Here is a 13,538-nt window from a genome sequence, read left to right on the forward strand (position 1 = left end):
AAACCTAGCACTGGATGAAGGTGGGTGTGGTCTCGTTGCGGCCCTCATCGGTCCCGGTGTCCCAGGTAGCGCGCATGACGATCCGGCCCTGCCACACGCCGGGTACGCAGTCCAACGCCATCGCGGCGACATTGAGGCGCGGGTTGGGGATCTGCGTGACAACGGCGGGCTCCCCCTTCGGCTGCGGGTTGCTGATACCCGACCGATGCCATAGCCGCGTCAGCACCTGAGCCTAACGTGGTGGCCGTCAGCAGCGCCGAAACAGCTCGAAATACAGCGAATTCGACCGAAGAATCGGTTGACCTGGGGTTTCGGGTTGGTTCGCGCCCCTATGGGGCCCTATTTAGGATGCGAAGGTTCGGGTTACGTGGGTGGGCGGGTTGCGGGGGCGGTGATGAGCGGCAGGTCCAGTGCGGTGAGGATGCCTGCTGGGGCTTGGACGACCGCCGGGACTGCGTTGACGATGCGCATTGCGGTGGCAAGCAGCGTCGCATGGTTGTGGTCACCATTGCGGCTGGAGGTGACCAGGTCCATGGCATAGCTGGGTTCGCCGGTGATCTCGACGCGGTAGGAGCCCTCGTGGTGGGCGGGTTGCGGCCAGTCGGGGCACAGGTCGGGGCGTAGCCGCGTGACGTGTTCGAGCACCGTCACCACCTCGTCCCCGACCATGCCGCGCACCTCGAAACGCAGTGCGGCCGCGGTCCCTTCGGCGATATGACCGGTGGCGATGTCGAAGGATTCGGGGGCGGGGATGCGTTCGTAGGTCTGGGTGACGGCATCGAGGGTGACGCCGATGCCCGCCGCCAACTGGCGCACGGTGCCGCCCCATGCGAGCGATAACACCCCGGGCTGCAACAACATCGGGATCTCGTCGAGCGGCTTGCCGAAACCCATGATGTCGAACATGACCTCACGGTTGTCATAGCTGGCGTAGTCGACGATTTCCAGACACCGCAACTGGTCGATGCGCAGACAGGTGCCCGCGAGCGCCAGCGGCAGCAGATCATTGGCGAAGCCGGGATCGATGCCATTGACCCAGAGCGACGAATTGCCTTGCGCCGCAGCCTCTTGGATCGGCTTCAGCAGCTCATCCGGCAGCACACCGTAGGGATACTGGAAGAACACCGGCGCGCACGCGACCACATTGATGCCGGCACTGAGCAGTCTGCGCAGATCCTCGACCGCCTCCAGCAGGCGATTGTCGGTCATCGAGCAGTACACGACACAGTCGGGTTTCGCGGCCAGAATCGCCTCGGTATCCGTCGTCGCGGCCACGCCGACCGGATGATCGAGTCCGGCAATGGTTCCCGCGTCGAGCCCGTCCTTCTTCGGACCCGACACCCACACCCCGACCAATTCCAGATCCGGATTCGCGATCACCCCGGCCAGCGCATGCGCGCCGACATTGCCAGTGCCCCATTGGACTACGCGGTAGGTCATGACAGATCCGGAAGCGGCAGGTCGAGATTGGGCGCGATCAGACCGCCGTCGGGTTCGAGCACCTTACCGGTGACGTACTTTCCGGCTGGGGACACCAAATACAGTGCCGCGGCGGCGATATCCTCGGGCTCGCCGATGCTGTGCAGCGGCGTCTTCGACTCCAGTTCGGTGCGCATCGCGTCATTGCTCGCCACGATCTCCAGCGCGGAGGTCAGAATCGATCCCGGCGCAATGGCATTGACCCGGATGCGCGGATTCAGATCCATCGCCGCCAGCCGTGTGTAGTGCGCCAGTGCAGCTTTCGCCGTACCGTACGCCGCAAAGGCGCGACCGGGCAGTCGACCCATGGTCGAGGTGATATTGAGAATCGAACCGCCACCGGCGGTTTCGAGGATCTTCGGCACGGCGGCACGCACCAGCGCATGCGCGTTGGTCACATTGAAGTTGAACGCCTGCACCAGCGCGTCCGGCGTGGTGTCGAGCAATGGGCACGGCAGCGCGCCGCCGACATTGTTGACCACGATATCGAGCCGCCCGAAGCGTTCGACGGCCGCGGCGGCCAACCCGGCCGTCGCCTCGATATCACTGAGATCCGCGGGCACCACATGGGCCTGGCGGCCGGTTGCCGCCACCTGCTCGGCGACCTCGTCGAGCTGACTCTTGGTGCGGGACGCGATGACGACATCCGCGCCCGCCTCCGCGAAGGCCACCGCGATCGCCGCGCCGAGGCCGCGCCCCGCGCCGGTGACGACGGCGACCTGTCCATCGATTCGGAATCTGTCCAGGATCATGCGGCGCTCCATCTGTCGAATATTCGACACCATTTAACGTATATTCGTCATCGTAGAGCCGTACCGCCGAACCACACAAGAGGCTGCATGTCCGACCGGTCCCCGTCCCCGCCGACCCGCCGGGTCATCGAAATCGTGTCGCTGCTCGCCGCCACCCCGGAGCCGATCAGTGTCGCGGGCATCGCCGATCGCCTCGATATCGCCCGCGCGACCGCGACCGCGATTCTCGCCGAACTGGATTCGGCGGGCTGGGTGCTACGCGATCCGAACCGCGGTTACGGTCTCGGTCCGGCGCTGGCGAATCTGCACGGCCCCGCCCTGCCGCGCGCACTCGGCGATATCCTCACCGAACTGACCGTCCGCACCGGCTACGGCGCAACCCTCAGTCGCATCGAGCCCGACCACCTCACGGTCCTGGACGTGCGCCACGGACCCGAACGCGTCGTCCCCGGCATCCCCGTCGGCCATCGCATCCCGCTGCAGTTCCCGGCCGGCGCCAGCGTGATGCCATCGCGCTCGGCCGCCGAACAGAACACCTGGCTGGCCACCGCGCCCGAGTCGGACCGCCGCATCGCGAGCAGCCTGCTCACGCTCGTTCGCGATCGCGGCGTTGCCCTGTTCCGCCCGCGCACCGACGACGCGGGCACGGTCGAACTGCTCGCCGACCTGCTCGGCGCCATGGGCACCGAACTCGTGCAGCCCCACCTGCGCACCCGGGCCCTGGGTCGCCTCGCGTTTCTCACTTCGCGTCCGTTCACCAAGGCCGAGCTCGATTCCGAGGCCGTGCTTCCGCTGAGCTATCTCGCCGCGCCGGTATTCGACGCTGTGGGCGTCGCGGCGTACGAAGTCCAGTTGGGGCCGCTGCGCGCATCGACCACCAAACCCGAACGCGATGAATTCATCGCCGCGACCGTCGACGCGGCCCGGGCGATGACGGGCGCGCTGGGGTCGTGAGCGACCGCAGCGCTGCAAGGCCTTTCACTACTTCGTCAACGCATGCGCCGACCCACGATGCAACGGCACCGGTGCGGTAATCGTCGCGGTATCGCGACTGATCCCCTTCGCGGCCGAATTCGCCTGTTCCAGTTGGGGTTTGCGCTCGAAGAGCGTCTTGGTTAGCACGCACGCCAGATTCGCGTCGAGATCGTCGCGAACCAGCAGCAGGTTCGGCACGACGATCGTCTTCACATCGGCGGTCAGGCCGTACACGGTGGCGGGAATGGTGCCCTCCTCATAGACCGGATTCACCGCGTGCATGCTGCCGGTCAGATCGGAGATATCGAGGAAGCGCACCTTCGCCTTGCTGGAGGTCAACAGATCGGTGATGCCGGGCGTGGGCAGGCCGCCGGAGAAGAACATGGCATCGATCGAGCCGTCCTTCATACCGTCCACCGTTTTGGTGAGATCCAAACGCTGGGCCGAGATGTCGCTGTCCGGGTTGAGCCCAGCCGCCTGCAGCACGCGCTGGGCGATGACCTCGGTACCCGACTTCGGCGAGCCGGTGGAGACCCGCTTACCGCGCAGATCGGCGACCGTTTCGATCTCGGCTCCGGTGCGCACGATCACCTGGGTGTAGTTCGGATAGAGCCGCGAAAGCGCCTGCACCGGTTGCTTTTTGCCATCGAAGCCGGCATTGCCCATGACCGCGTCGGCGGCGGTATCGGCGAGTGCGAAAGCGACCTGATAGGTGCCAGCCACCAGCTGCTGGATATTCTGCACCGACGCACCGGTTTCGGCCGCGGTTGCCTTCACCTTGCCGCCGGTGGCCTGCGCGACCTGTTCGGCATAGGCGTTGCCGAGCGCGAAGTAGACGCCGGTCGAATTGCCCGTCGCGATGCCGACCCGGGTCTCGTTGCGCACCTCGCAGGTGACCGCGCCGCCGGTATCGGACTGCGGTGTGTCGCGCCGTCCCCCACATCCGGCCAACAATCCGGCCGACACCACAACGACGGCGAAACCTATTGCAACTCTTCTCAAGTCGTCCTCCTTCGGGCGAGCAGAGTGACCCCGACGGCCGCGGTCAGCGCGACCAGACCGACGACGAGTGCGCCGGGCTCCAGGTACAGCAGGGCCAGTCCGGCCACCGCGGCGAGCAGCCGGGCCGGCACACCGGCCGGGCCGATGCCGAGCATCCAGCCACCGGTCGCCACGGCCAGTGCCGCCACCCCGATACCGGCCACGATCGAGGTCCACAGCACGCCGAGCACCGGCCCGTGCCCCAGCAGGTACTCACCGGGACCGCTGAGTACGAACACGATCGGCACCAGGAAGGCGGGTAGCGCGTACTTCAGCGCCTGCCACATCGTCGGCACCGCACGCGCCCCGGTTATCGCCGCCGCGCCCACCGCCGCCAGTGCGGTCGGGGGCGTCACCTCGGAGAGCACCGAGTAGTAGAAGACGAACATCGCCGAGGCGGGCGCGGAAACGTCCAATGCCAGCAGAGCCGGACCGATGATCGCCCAGCCGATGATGAACGATGCGGTCACCGGCACCGCGAGCCCGAGCAGCGCCAGTGCGATCGCGGCGAGCACCACGGTGGCGGCCAGCACCACGGTGTGGTTGTCCGACAACGCGTTTCCCGCACTCACCAGCACCGAGGCCAGTTGTGCGCCCAGTCCGGTCTTGGTGGCGATCGCGGTGATCACCCCCGCCGAGGTGCACACCGCGACCACCGGCAGCGCCGATCGCACACCGCTGCCGAGCATGTGGAAGATCCGGCGCGGTGAGCGTGCCCGGGCGCGGATGCGCGAGTCGAGGAAGGCGAGTACGAAAGCCAGTGCGGTGGCGTATACGACGGCCCGGGCGGCACTCACGCCGATCAGCAGCAGCGCCACGATCGCGATCAAAGACAGGAAGTGGTAACCGAATCGGGCCAGCAGTCGCCACACCGAGGTCGCGCTGATCTCGACCGGCCGGGTGCCGAGCCGACGCGCATCGATCTCGACCGCGAGCAGAATTCCCAAGTAGTACAGCAGCGTTGGGATCATCGCCCAACCCAGCACCGTGACATAGGAGACGTCGAGGTATTCGGCGACGATGAAGGCGGCGACCCCCAGGGTCGGCGGTGACAGGATCGCGCCGACACCCGCCGCGGCGAGCACGCCCGCCGCCTGCTCCGGCGGATATCCGGCACGACGCAGGATCGGCCAGGTGACCGCACCGACCGTCACGGCGGTCGCGGTGCCCGAGCCGGAAACGGTGCCGAGCAGGAATCCCGAGGCGACCGTGGTGCGTCCGGCCGCGCCGCGCGAGCGCCGGAATGCCGCGACCGACAGATCGACGAAGAACTGTGCCGCGCCGGAGAATTCGAGTACCGCGCCGTAGAGGGTGAACAGCACGATATAGGTGGCCGCGACATCCAGTGGCGTGCCGTAGAACCCGCTGCCCGAGTTGTACAGCGCGTCGACGATCTGACCGAAGTCGAGTCCGGCATGCGCGACGGTCCACTGCTGCGGTAGGTACCCGCCGTAATAGCCGTAGGCGATGAACGCGAGGCACACCGCGGGCAGCACCCACCCGGTGGTGCGCCGACAAGCCTCCAGCACCAGCACCAAAAGCACCGTGCCCATGGCGATATCGACCGGATCGAGTAAGCCCTGTCGATCCAGGAATGCGTTGTACCCGCCCCCGCCGGACCCGATCGTCATCGGCAGCACCGGATACAGGCACACCACCAGCGCGACCAGGGCCAGCAGCCAATCGACCAGCCCCGGCCCGTCCCGGCGATCGAGCCACCGCAGACCGGACCGGTAGGCCAGAAAGACCACTGGCAGCGTCCCGGCCAGGAAGATCACCAGGTAGTACTGGCTCCCCTGCGCCAATGGCCGAAACACCTGCCACAGCACCAGTAGCGCGACCGCGAAAGCGGCCGTGGCCACCACCCACTCGACCCGGCCGCGCAATACCCGCGCGGGCCGTTCCTCGTCGTCGACCTCGATCTTGTCCGGCGGTTCCCGGCGGTCCGGATCCGGTCCGGGCAGCACGGTATCCGCCGTCCGCACCTGGTGGTCGGCGGGAGGCTCGGCTCCGCGATGAGCGTCCCGCGTGTCCGACATTGCGCGACCCTATCAACGCGCGACCGGCTGCATACGGCTAACAAATATGTAGCCGAGAAAACAGGACCAGCGGTATGTTCTATGCCTAGGCCGACCTGGTCGCGCGCCCACCCAGCGGCGTCCCGTGCAGGATCACCCGGCGATACGAGATACGCCAGCCGGCCGCCTCGCGCACGACCCGATCGTCGTATTCGACGCTGCGACAGCTCCCATCGGCATGGATCGCAATCCCCTTCGATCGCACCCGAACCCCGCCGTCCGCATCCGCGATGACGACATTCGTAATGTGATGCCCGACCGGATTCCCGTCGCCGAGCGCGACCGCCGCATCCCGCAACGCCGGAATCCCGCGCAGCTCCCCCCTTCCGAAATCGTTGAGGTCGTAGGTGATTCCGGCGGTGAACAGCTCATCCATTCGATCGAGTTCACCCGCATCCATCAGATGCCCGTGCAGCGCTATCAGTTCACCGATATCGATCCGGTCCTGCGCCGACAATGTCATGACGACCTCCTGCCCGTGCCATAAGATGAGGCATAGTCCGGTTATCCGGAGACAGTAACGGACCATGTCCCCGGTTAGCAATAGGAGAAGCCGCTGACGCGCGAAAGATCCACCGACACAACGCGGCCCATGCGCGCTGATGCCCGTCGCAACTACGCCCGCCTGCTCGACCAGGCCCGCATCGCATTCGCCGAGCACGGCGTCGACGCCTCCCTGGACGACATCGCCCGCCGCGCCGGTGTCGCCAGCGGAACCCTCTATCGGCATTTCCCGACCCGCCGCGATCTCATCGAGGCGGTGCTCGGTGAGCGCGTGGCGGAACTCGCCGAGCTGGGCCGCGACCTGATGGGCGAGCCGGACAGCTACCAGGCGCTGACCAGCTGGCTGCGGGCGGCGATCGCGCACGCGCTGACCTTCCGCGGACTCTCCGCCGCGATCCTGAATTCCGCCATCGACGGCAGCGCGGAATTGATATCCGCTTGGCACGCAGAGACTTTCGCGATCGGCACGGCATTGCTGCACCGCGCCCAAGAATTCGGGACCGTCACGGCGACGGCCGATGCGGCCGATGTGCTGCGCATGGTGGGCGCCATCGCCTGGGCCGCCCAGGACACACCGGACCCGACCGCTCAGGCGGACCGACTGCTGGCCCTGCTGCTGAACGGACTGCGCCCGCCTATGCGGCCGAATCGGTGAGTGTTTCGGTCGGCGTGGACCGGCGGCGGGCTGAGACGAATGAGCCCGTGGCCACTGTCCGCCCCGACGCCGAGTGGCCGGTCGAGCACCGGGGCGGGCCAGCCGGCCGGCCACATCGGATTGTCCGGTCTGAGCCACACGGCCCCGTTATCCACCGGGACGATGTGCCGGCGCGGCCTCGTACAGGACTATCGCCCAGGGCGATTCGAGAGACGGGCGGACCGAAGTGCGACGTTCATGCGGTCCGGTCACCGGATCGTCGGCCGCGAATCCGGCGGTCCGGAGGCGGGCCAGTGTGGCATCGAGGTCGCCGACTTTTACCGCCAGGGACGGAATGTCGCGTTCGTCGGCACCGGCGAGCATGATCCGGGTGGGGCCAATATCGAATTGCGCCCAGCGATCGCCGTCGACGAATGTCGGGGTGGCGCCCAATACGGCGACGAGCAGATCTATTGCGGCGGTGAGGTTGTCGGCGGGGAAAATGGTGCCGAGTCGTTCTATTGGCCCGGCCGTCACCCGACCACCGCCTTTCATCGAATCGTTGCGCGATGCTGCACTCACAGTTTGTTCTCCAGGGCTCGGCGCACGACCGAAAAGGCTTGGTCGGCCGCGACTTTCGCATCGAGCAGGTTCTCGGCCATGCTGAAGAAGCCATGGAATTGGCCGTCGTAGCGGATCACCACGGTGTCGACGCCCGCATCCCGAAGCCGTCGCCCGTACTCCTCCCCCTCGTCGCGAAGCGGGTCGAATTCGGCGGTGATGATGTAGGCGGGTGGGAGGCCGGACAGGTCCTGCGCGCGCGGCGGTGCGGCGTACGGGTTCTGCGCGTCGGCGTCCGATGCGAGGTATTGCTCCCAGTACCAGCGCAAATGGTCGTCGGTGACGAAGTAGCCGTGCGCGTTCTCCCGGTAGGACACGCTGTCACGGGCCGGATCGAGCATGGGGTAGATCAGCAGCTGATGGGCGATGGCCGGGCCGTTGCGGTCCCGGGCCATCAGTGCCGTCACCGCGGCCAGGTTGCCACCCGAGCTGTCACCGGCGACCGCGATTCTGGCGGGATCACCACCGAACGACGACGCCTGGGCCGCAACCCATTTCAGCACGGCATAGGCATCCTCGGCCGCGGCAGGGAACCGATGTTCGGGCGCCTGCCGGTAATCCACCGACACCACAATCGCACCGACACCATTGCTCATCGAGCGGCACACCTGATCGTGACTGTCCAGACCACAGATGACGAAGCCGCCGCCGTGGCAGAAAACCACCACCGGCAGGTCGTCGGCATCGGCATCAGCGGGCCAGTACATACGGACCCGAACCTGCTGCGCCCCAACAGGTCCGGGGACCGAACGCTGCTCGACCCGCCCGACCGGGATGGGTTCCCCGGGCGCCGCCGGGCGCGCGGCAAGCATGCGACGCGCCTCGGCGGCATCGAGGACTTCGGTGCCGAGCCGGGGAAACGACGCGGCGGCGAGATCGACGATCACCTGAGCTTCTGGCTTCAGCGGCATCCGCGGAACCTCACGCCTGGCCAGGTGCGATCGCATCGGGTGGAATGAACTGTCCCGCGGACAGTCCGCCATCGATGGCCAGTTCCGCGCCGGTAATGAACGCCGCGGCGTCCGAGGCGAGGAATGCCACCAATTCGGCCACCTCCGAGGGCAATCCGACCCGGCCGAGCGGCAGCGACGGGAAGCTACCCGGGCCGGTACTCAACCCGAGGTGACCGATCATCGGCGTCGCGATCGGTCCCGGATGCACCGAGTTGACCCGGATGCCGAGCGGGCCCAACTCGAGCGCGGCCGTCTTCGTCAACCCGCGCAGCCCCCATTTGGACGCGCCGTACGCGGAATGCCCCATCAGACCCTGCAATCCGGCCTGCGAGGAGATGTTCACGATCGAACCACCGGCCGCCCGCATCGGCTCGACAGCGGCCTGAATGCCGAGGAACGAGCCGATCAGGTTGATGCGCAGGATGCGTTCGAGCTCCTCGGCGGAGGTTTCGACCAGCGGTTTGGCGGTGTAGATGGCCGCATTGTTCACCAGCACATCGAGGGAGCCGAATTCGGCGATCGCGGTGTCGACGGCCGCGGCCCAGTCGGCGGCCCTGCTGACGTCGTGACGAACGAAACGGGCGGCGTCACCGATGGATTCGGCGACGGCCTTGCCGTCGGATTCGAGCACGTCGGTGATGACGACGCGTGCGCCCGCCGCGGCGAACAAACGCGCTTCCTGCTCGCCCTGCCCGCGAGCCGCGCCGGTGATGAGGGCGACTTTGCCGGTAAGGTCGATCATCTCAGGCTCCCTGGAATTCAGTTGTGGGCACGGCCCGCTCGGCGCTGCGGAAATGCGGAATGACCTTCTCGCCCCAATGGCGAATGGTCTCCAGGCATGCCTCCTGCGGCACGGTGCCCATCTGGATCAGGCACAGGATCTCGTCGGCACCGGCCGCCTGCAGCCGCTCGACGTAGGCGATGGCGTCCTCCGGACTGCCGTAGGCGTGTTCGGCATTGAAAACCGAAGTGGCCCCGGCCTTCACCGGAATCTTCGCCTCGTGCAGGTAGGCCACGTGCTCATCGGCGGCCGCACGAATCCTGGCCATCTCGTCCACGTTCGGGTCGACGGCCTCATCCGGCACCGGGCCCGCGCCATACCAGTGCTTGATGGACTGGGCGAAGAACCGCTGGCCGCGCGCACCGATCTGCTGCGCCTTCTCCCGGTCGTCGAGCACGATCGTCGGGCACAGCGCCGCGAAGTGGTCGTTGACCACGGTGGAGACGAACTTCTCCCCCGTCCGCTCGGCAATGGCCGCGTCGTAGGTGCGGCGCAGTTCGGCGATCTCCTCCACACCCGCGAAACCCAGTACCAGCGCACCGATTCCGTAGTCGGCCGCCAGCTTCAGGGTGTCCTTCTTGGTGCACGCCATGAACAGCGGCGGGTGCGGCAGCTGCACCGGGCGCGGCAGCATCGGATGCGGATCGATGTCGAGCAGATCACCGTGCCACTCGAATTCGCCCTCCGGATCCTGCCAGGCCTTGCCGATGATGCGCAGCGACTCCTCCACCTCCTGGTAGGTGCGGTCGGGGTCGACACCGCACATGGAGGTCTCCTGCGGGGTCGCGCCGCGGCCCGCGCCGAGGTTGACCCGCCCGTTGGAGAGCACGTCGAGCATGGCCGCGCGTTCGGCGGCACGCACCGGGTGGTTGAAGTTGAACGGCATGCACACCACGCCGTGGCCGATGCGGATCCGCTCGGTGCGCGCGGCCACCCAGGTCAGGAAGATCTCCGGCGCACTCATATGCGCGTACCACTTCAAGCCGTGATGCTCGACCGCCCAGACGGTGTCGAAACCCATCTCCTCGGCCAGCACCGCCTGCTCGACACAGTCGCGCAATACCTGCCGTTCGTGATCGGCCGACGGGTTGGTCATCTGCGCCTCGAAGATCATCGAGAACTTCATGCATTGCCTCCATTTCTCAATATGCCTAGTAGAAATATTTCCGATGCTCTCGTTGAGGTCAGGTGTATGTCTCGGTGGATGAGACTGGCTCCGGTCGGGTGGCGGTCGCGCCCATAGCGTCGAATTCGCACACGGCGTTCAAACCGACGCCGCAGAAAGGACGGACCTGCAGTGGGTCGACTCGATGACAAGGTCGCGCTGATCACCGGCGGAGCGCGCGGAATGGGCGCCGAACACGTCCGCCGCTTCGTCGCCGAGGGCGCGCGGGTGGTGTTCGGTGATGTCCTCGACGAGGAGGGCAAACAACTCGCGGCCGAGACCGGCGCGCGCTATCTGCACCACGATGTGACCAGCGAGGCCGACTGGGCCGCCGCGGTCCGGACCGCGGTGGACGAGTTCGGCGGACTCGATGTGCTCGTCAACAATGCGGGCATGCTGCGCTTCCAGCGCATCGCCGAGATGAGCCTGGCCGACTTCACCACCATCATGACCGTGAACGTCACCGGCACCTGGCTCGGCATCAAGACCGCCGCACCCGCCATGACCGGCGGCGGCGCCATCGTGAACATCTCCTCGGTCGAGGGATTCATCGGCGCGGCGGGCCTATCCGCCTACAGCGCAAGCAAATTCGCCATTCGCGGACTGACGAAATCGGCGGCCCGCGAACTCGGCAAGGACGGAATCCGGGTCAACTCCATCCATCCCGGCGGCATCGCGACCCCGATGACGGCCGCGGCGGGCTCGGGCGTCGACGGCAACAGCTTCTTCGCGGGATTGCCGATTCCGCGGTGGGGGCAGTCCGGCGAGGTCTCCGAGGCGGTGATCTTCCTGGCCTCCGATGCCGCGAGCTACTGCACCGGAACCGAGGTCGTCGTCGACGGCGGCATGCTCACCGGCGCCGGCTACTAGTGAAGGAGAGCCAGATGTCCCAGGAATACACCTATGACGTGGTGGTCGTCGGGTCCGGCGCCGCGGGCATGACCGCCGCGCTCACCGCCGCCTACCGCGGGCTTTCGGTGGTGCTGATCGAGAAGGGCGCCAGCTTCGGCGGTTCCACCGCGCGCTCCGGCGGCGGTGTCTGGATTCCGAATAATCCGGTGCTGGTGCGCGAGGGCGTCCCCGATAGTCCGGATCTGGCCCGGATCTACCTGAAATCCGTTGTCGGCGACCGGGTTCCGCAGGAGAAGCAGGATGCCTTCCTGGACAACGGTCCCCGGATGTTCTCCTACCTGTCCGCGCGCACCGACCACCTCCAATTCGTCTACGACCGCGGCTATTCCGACTACCACCCCGAACTGCCCGGCGGACTCGCACAGGGCCGCAGTATCGAACCCGCGATCGTCGACGGCCGCCTGCTCGGCAAGGATATGGAGCTGATCAATCGGCCGACCATGTCCGGTCCGAAGGGAATCGCGTTCACCGTCAGCGACTTCCACGATCTGAATATGATCGCGCGGACCTGGAAGGGTAAGCGCACCGCGATGAAGGTCGGCGCCAAGGCGGTACTGAACCGGATCCGCGGGCGGCAGCCGCTGAGTCTGGGCAAGGCGCTGGTGGCGCGGCTGTGGCTGGCACTGCGCGACGCGGGTGTGCCGGTCTGGCTGAATACGCCGCTCACCGACCTGATCACCGATGACGACATGGTGGTCGGGGTCCGTGCCGAGCGTAACGGTGCCCCGATCCTCATCCGGGCGCGCCGCGGTGTGGTGCTCGCCGCCGGCGGTTTCGAGCACAACCTGGAAATGCGCAAACAATTCTTCGCCGAACCGGTCAGCACGGATTGGACCGTCGGCGCGACCGAGAATGTCGGCGATGGCATCCGCGCCGGTGAAAAGCTCGGCGCCGCACTGGATCTGATGGACGACGCCTGGTGGGGTCCGTCGGTGCGCAATCCCGACGGACCGCCGTTCTTCTGCCTGGCCGAACGCTCCCAGCCCGGCGCCATCATGGTCAACGATGCGGGCGAGCGGTTCACCAACGAATCGGCCAGCTATGTCGACGTGGTGCACACCATGTACGAGCGGAACGCGACCGGCGTCGGCCATGTGCCCGCGCATTTCATCATGGACCAGCGCTTCCGCGACCGGTACCTGTTCCTCGGCACCTTCCCGAAACAGGCCATCCCCCAGAAGTACTTCGACGCCGGGATCATCAAGAAGGCCGATACGCTCGCCGAACTCGCCACCAAGATCGGCGTGCCGGCCGACGCGTTGGTCGCAACGGTCGACCGCTTCAACGGTTTCGCGCGAGCCGGGCGCGACGAGGACTTCCTTCGCGGTGAATCCGCCTACGACCGCTACTACGGCGACCCCACCGTCACACCGAATCCGTGCCTGGCCCCGATCGATCAGGGACCGTTCTACGCGGTCGAGATGGTGCCCGGCGATCTGGGCACCAAGGGTGGTCTGGTCACCGACGAACACTCCCGTGTGCTACGCGCGGACGGTGCGCCGATCGCCGGACTCTATGCGGCGGGCAACAATTCGGCCGCCGTCATGGGCAATAGCTATGCCGGCGCGGGCGCGACCATCGGTCCCGCAATGGTGTTCGGCTTTATCGCCGCCAATCACATCGCCGATCTCGAGAACCGCTGA

The 13,538-nt window shown here is 66.8% G+C and carries 14 protein-coding genes; 4 read left to right on the forward strand and 10 right to left on the reverse strand.

From position 1 onward, the window contains the following. Positions 1-4 precede the first annotated feature (4 nt). From ACHQ4I_RS23575 to ACHQ4I_RS23585, 3 genes are all read right to left on the reverse strand, one after another. The gene (locus ACHQ4I_RS23575) at positions 5-226 is read right to left on the reverse strand and encodes a hypothetical protein (RefSeq protein ID WP_420773967.1); all 222 of its coding nucleotides are present in this window, start codon (positions 224-226) and stop codon (positions 5-7) included. Positions 227-363: 137 nt separating this feature from the next. Continuing rightward, positions 364-1,440 carry an NAD(P)H-dependent amine dehydrogenase family protein gene (locus ACHQ4I_RS23580; RefSeq protein ID WP_420773968.1) on the reverse strand — a complete coding sequence of 359 codons (1,077 nt, stop codon included), beginning with the start codon at positions 1,438-1,440 and terminating at the stop codon, positions 364-366. Then, a complete protein-coding gene (locus ACHQ4I_RS23585) occupies positions 1,437-2,231 on the reverse strand; it encodes an SDR family oxidoreductase (RefSeq protein ID WP_420773969.1) in 795 nt (264 codons plus the stop codon). The genes ACHQ4I_RS23580 and ACHQ4I_RS23585 overlap by 4 nt, the downstream gene beginning before the upstream one ends. Positions 2,232-2,318: 87 nt before the next feature. Between ACHQ4I_RS23585 and ACHQ4I_RS23590 the strand changes: the two genes are divergently transcribed. Further along, on the forward strand, positions 2,319-3,185 hold the full coding sequence (locus ACHQ4I_RS23590; RefSeq protein WP_420773970.1) for a helix-turn-helix domain-containing protein: 867 nt from the start codon (positions 2,319-2,321) through the stop codon (positions 3,183-3,185). 27 nt (positions 3,186-3,212) lie between these two features. On the opposite strand, the gene ACHQ4I_RS23595 is transcribed toward ACHQ4I_RS23590, so the two are convergent. The 3 genes from ACHQ4I_RS23595 to ACHQ4I_RS23605 form a co-directional block, all read right to left on the reverse strand. Then, positions 3,213-4,208 carry a TAXI family TRAP transporter solute-binding subunit gene (locus tag ACHQ4I_RS23595; protein WP_420773971.1) on the reverse strand — a complete coding sequence of 332 codons (996 nt, stop codon included), beginning with the start codon at positions 4,206-4,208 and terminating at the stop codon, positions 3,213-3,215. Further along, positions 4,205-6,286 carry a TRAP transporter permease gene (locus ACHQ4I_RS23600; RefSeq protein WP_420773972.1) on the reverse strand — a complete coding sequence of 694 codons (2,082 nt, stop codon included), beginning with the start codon at positions 6,284-6,286 and terminating at the stop codon, positions 4,205-4,207. Before ACHQ4I_RS23600 ends, ACHQ4I_RS23595 begins: the two co-directional genes overlap by 4 nt. An 85-nt stretch (positions 6,287-6,371) precedes the next feature. Then, the gene (locus tag ACHQ4I_RS23605; RefSeq protein ID WP_420773973.1) at positions 6,372-6,788 is read right to left on the reverse strand and encodes a nuclear transport factor 2 family protein; all 417 of its coding nucleotides are present in this window, start codon (positions 6,786-6,788) and stop codon (positions 6,372-6,374) included. A gap of 129 nt (positions 6,789-6,917) precedes the next feature. On the opposite strand from ACHQ4I_RS23605, the gene ACHQ4I_RS23610 reads away from it, so the two are divergent. Then, positions 6,918-7,484: a TetR/AcrR family transcriptional regulator gene (locus ACHQ4I_RS23610; RefSeq protein ID WP_420773974.1), complete on the forward strand. Its 567-nt coding sequence runs from the start codon at positions 6,918-6,920 to the stop codon at positions 7,482-7,484. 147 nt (positions 7,485-7,631) lie between these two features. Here the strand turns inward: ACHQ4I_RS23610 and ACHQ4I_RS23615 are convergent, their stop codons facing one another. The 4 genes from ACHQ4I_RS23615 to ACHQ4I_RS23630 are packed head-to-tail and all read right to left on the reverse strand — an operon-like array spanning position 7,632 to position 10,944. Continuing rightward, complete coding sequence (locus ACHQ4I_RS23615) at positions 7,632-8,045, reverse strand: VOC family protein (protein WP_420773975.1); 414 nt, start codon at positions 8,043-8,045, stop codon at positions 7,632-7,634. Beyond that, positions 8,042-8,995 carry an alpha/beta hydrolase gene (locus tag ACHQ4I_RS23620; protein ID WP_420773976.1) on the reverse strand — a complete coding sequence of 318 codons (954 nt, stop codon included), beginning with the start codon at positions 8,993-8,995 and terminating at the stop codon, positions 8,042-8,044. Before ACHQ4I_RS23620 ends, ACHQ4I_RS23615 begins: the two co-directional genes overlap by 4 nt. A 10-nt stretch (positions 8,996-9,005) precedes the next feature. Further along, complete coding sequence (locus tag ACHQ4I_RS23625; RefSeq protein WP_420773977.1) at positions 9,006-9,779, reverse strand: glucose 1-dehydrogenase; 774 nt, start codon at positions 9,777-9,779, stop codon at positions 9,006-9,008. Between the two features lies 1 nt (position 9,780). Next, entirely contained in the window at positions 9,781-10,944 is a 1,164-nt protein-coding gene (locus tag ACHQ4I_RS23630) for an LLM class flavin-dependent oxidoreductase (protein ID WP_420773978.1), read from the reverse strand. A 171-nt stretch (positions 10,945-11,115) separates the two neighbouring features. Between ACHQ4I_RS23630 and ACHQ4I_RS23635 the strand changes: the two genes are divergently transcribed. Continuing rightward, positions 11,116-11,853, forward strand: coding sequence for a glucose 1-dehydrogenase (locus ACHQ4I_RS23635; protein ID WP_420773979.1), 738 nt, complete (start codon positions 11,116-11,118; stop codon positions 11,851-11,853). Between the two features lie 14 nt (positions 11,854-11,867). Beyond that, positions 11,868-13,538: a 3-oxosteroid 1-dehydrogenase gene (gene kstD, locus ACHQ4I_RS23640; protein WP_420773980.1), complete on the forward strand. Its 1,671-nt coding sequence runs from the start codon at positions 11,868-11,870 to the stop codon at positions 13,536-13,538.

It is taken from the genome of Nocardia nepalensis, assembly GCF_048910785.1.
GTDB lineage: Bacteria > Actinomycetota > Actinomycetes > Mycobacteriales > Mycobacteriaceae > Nocardia > Nocardia nepalensis.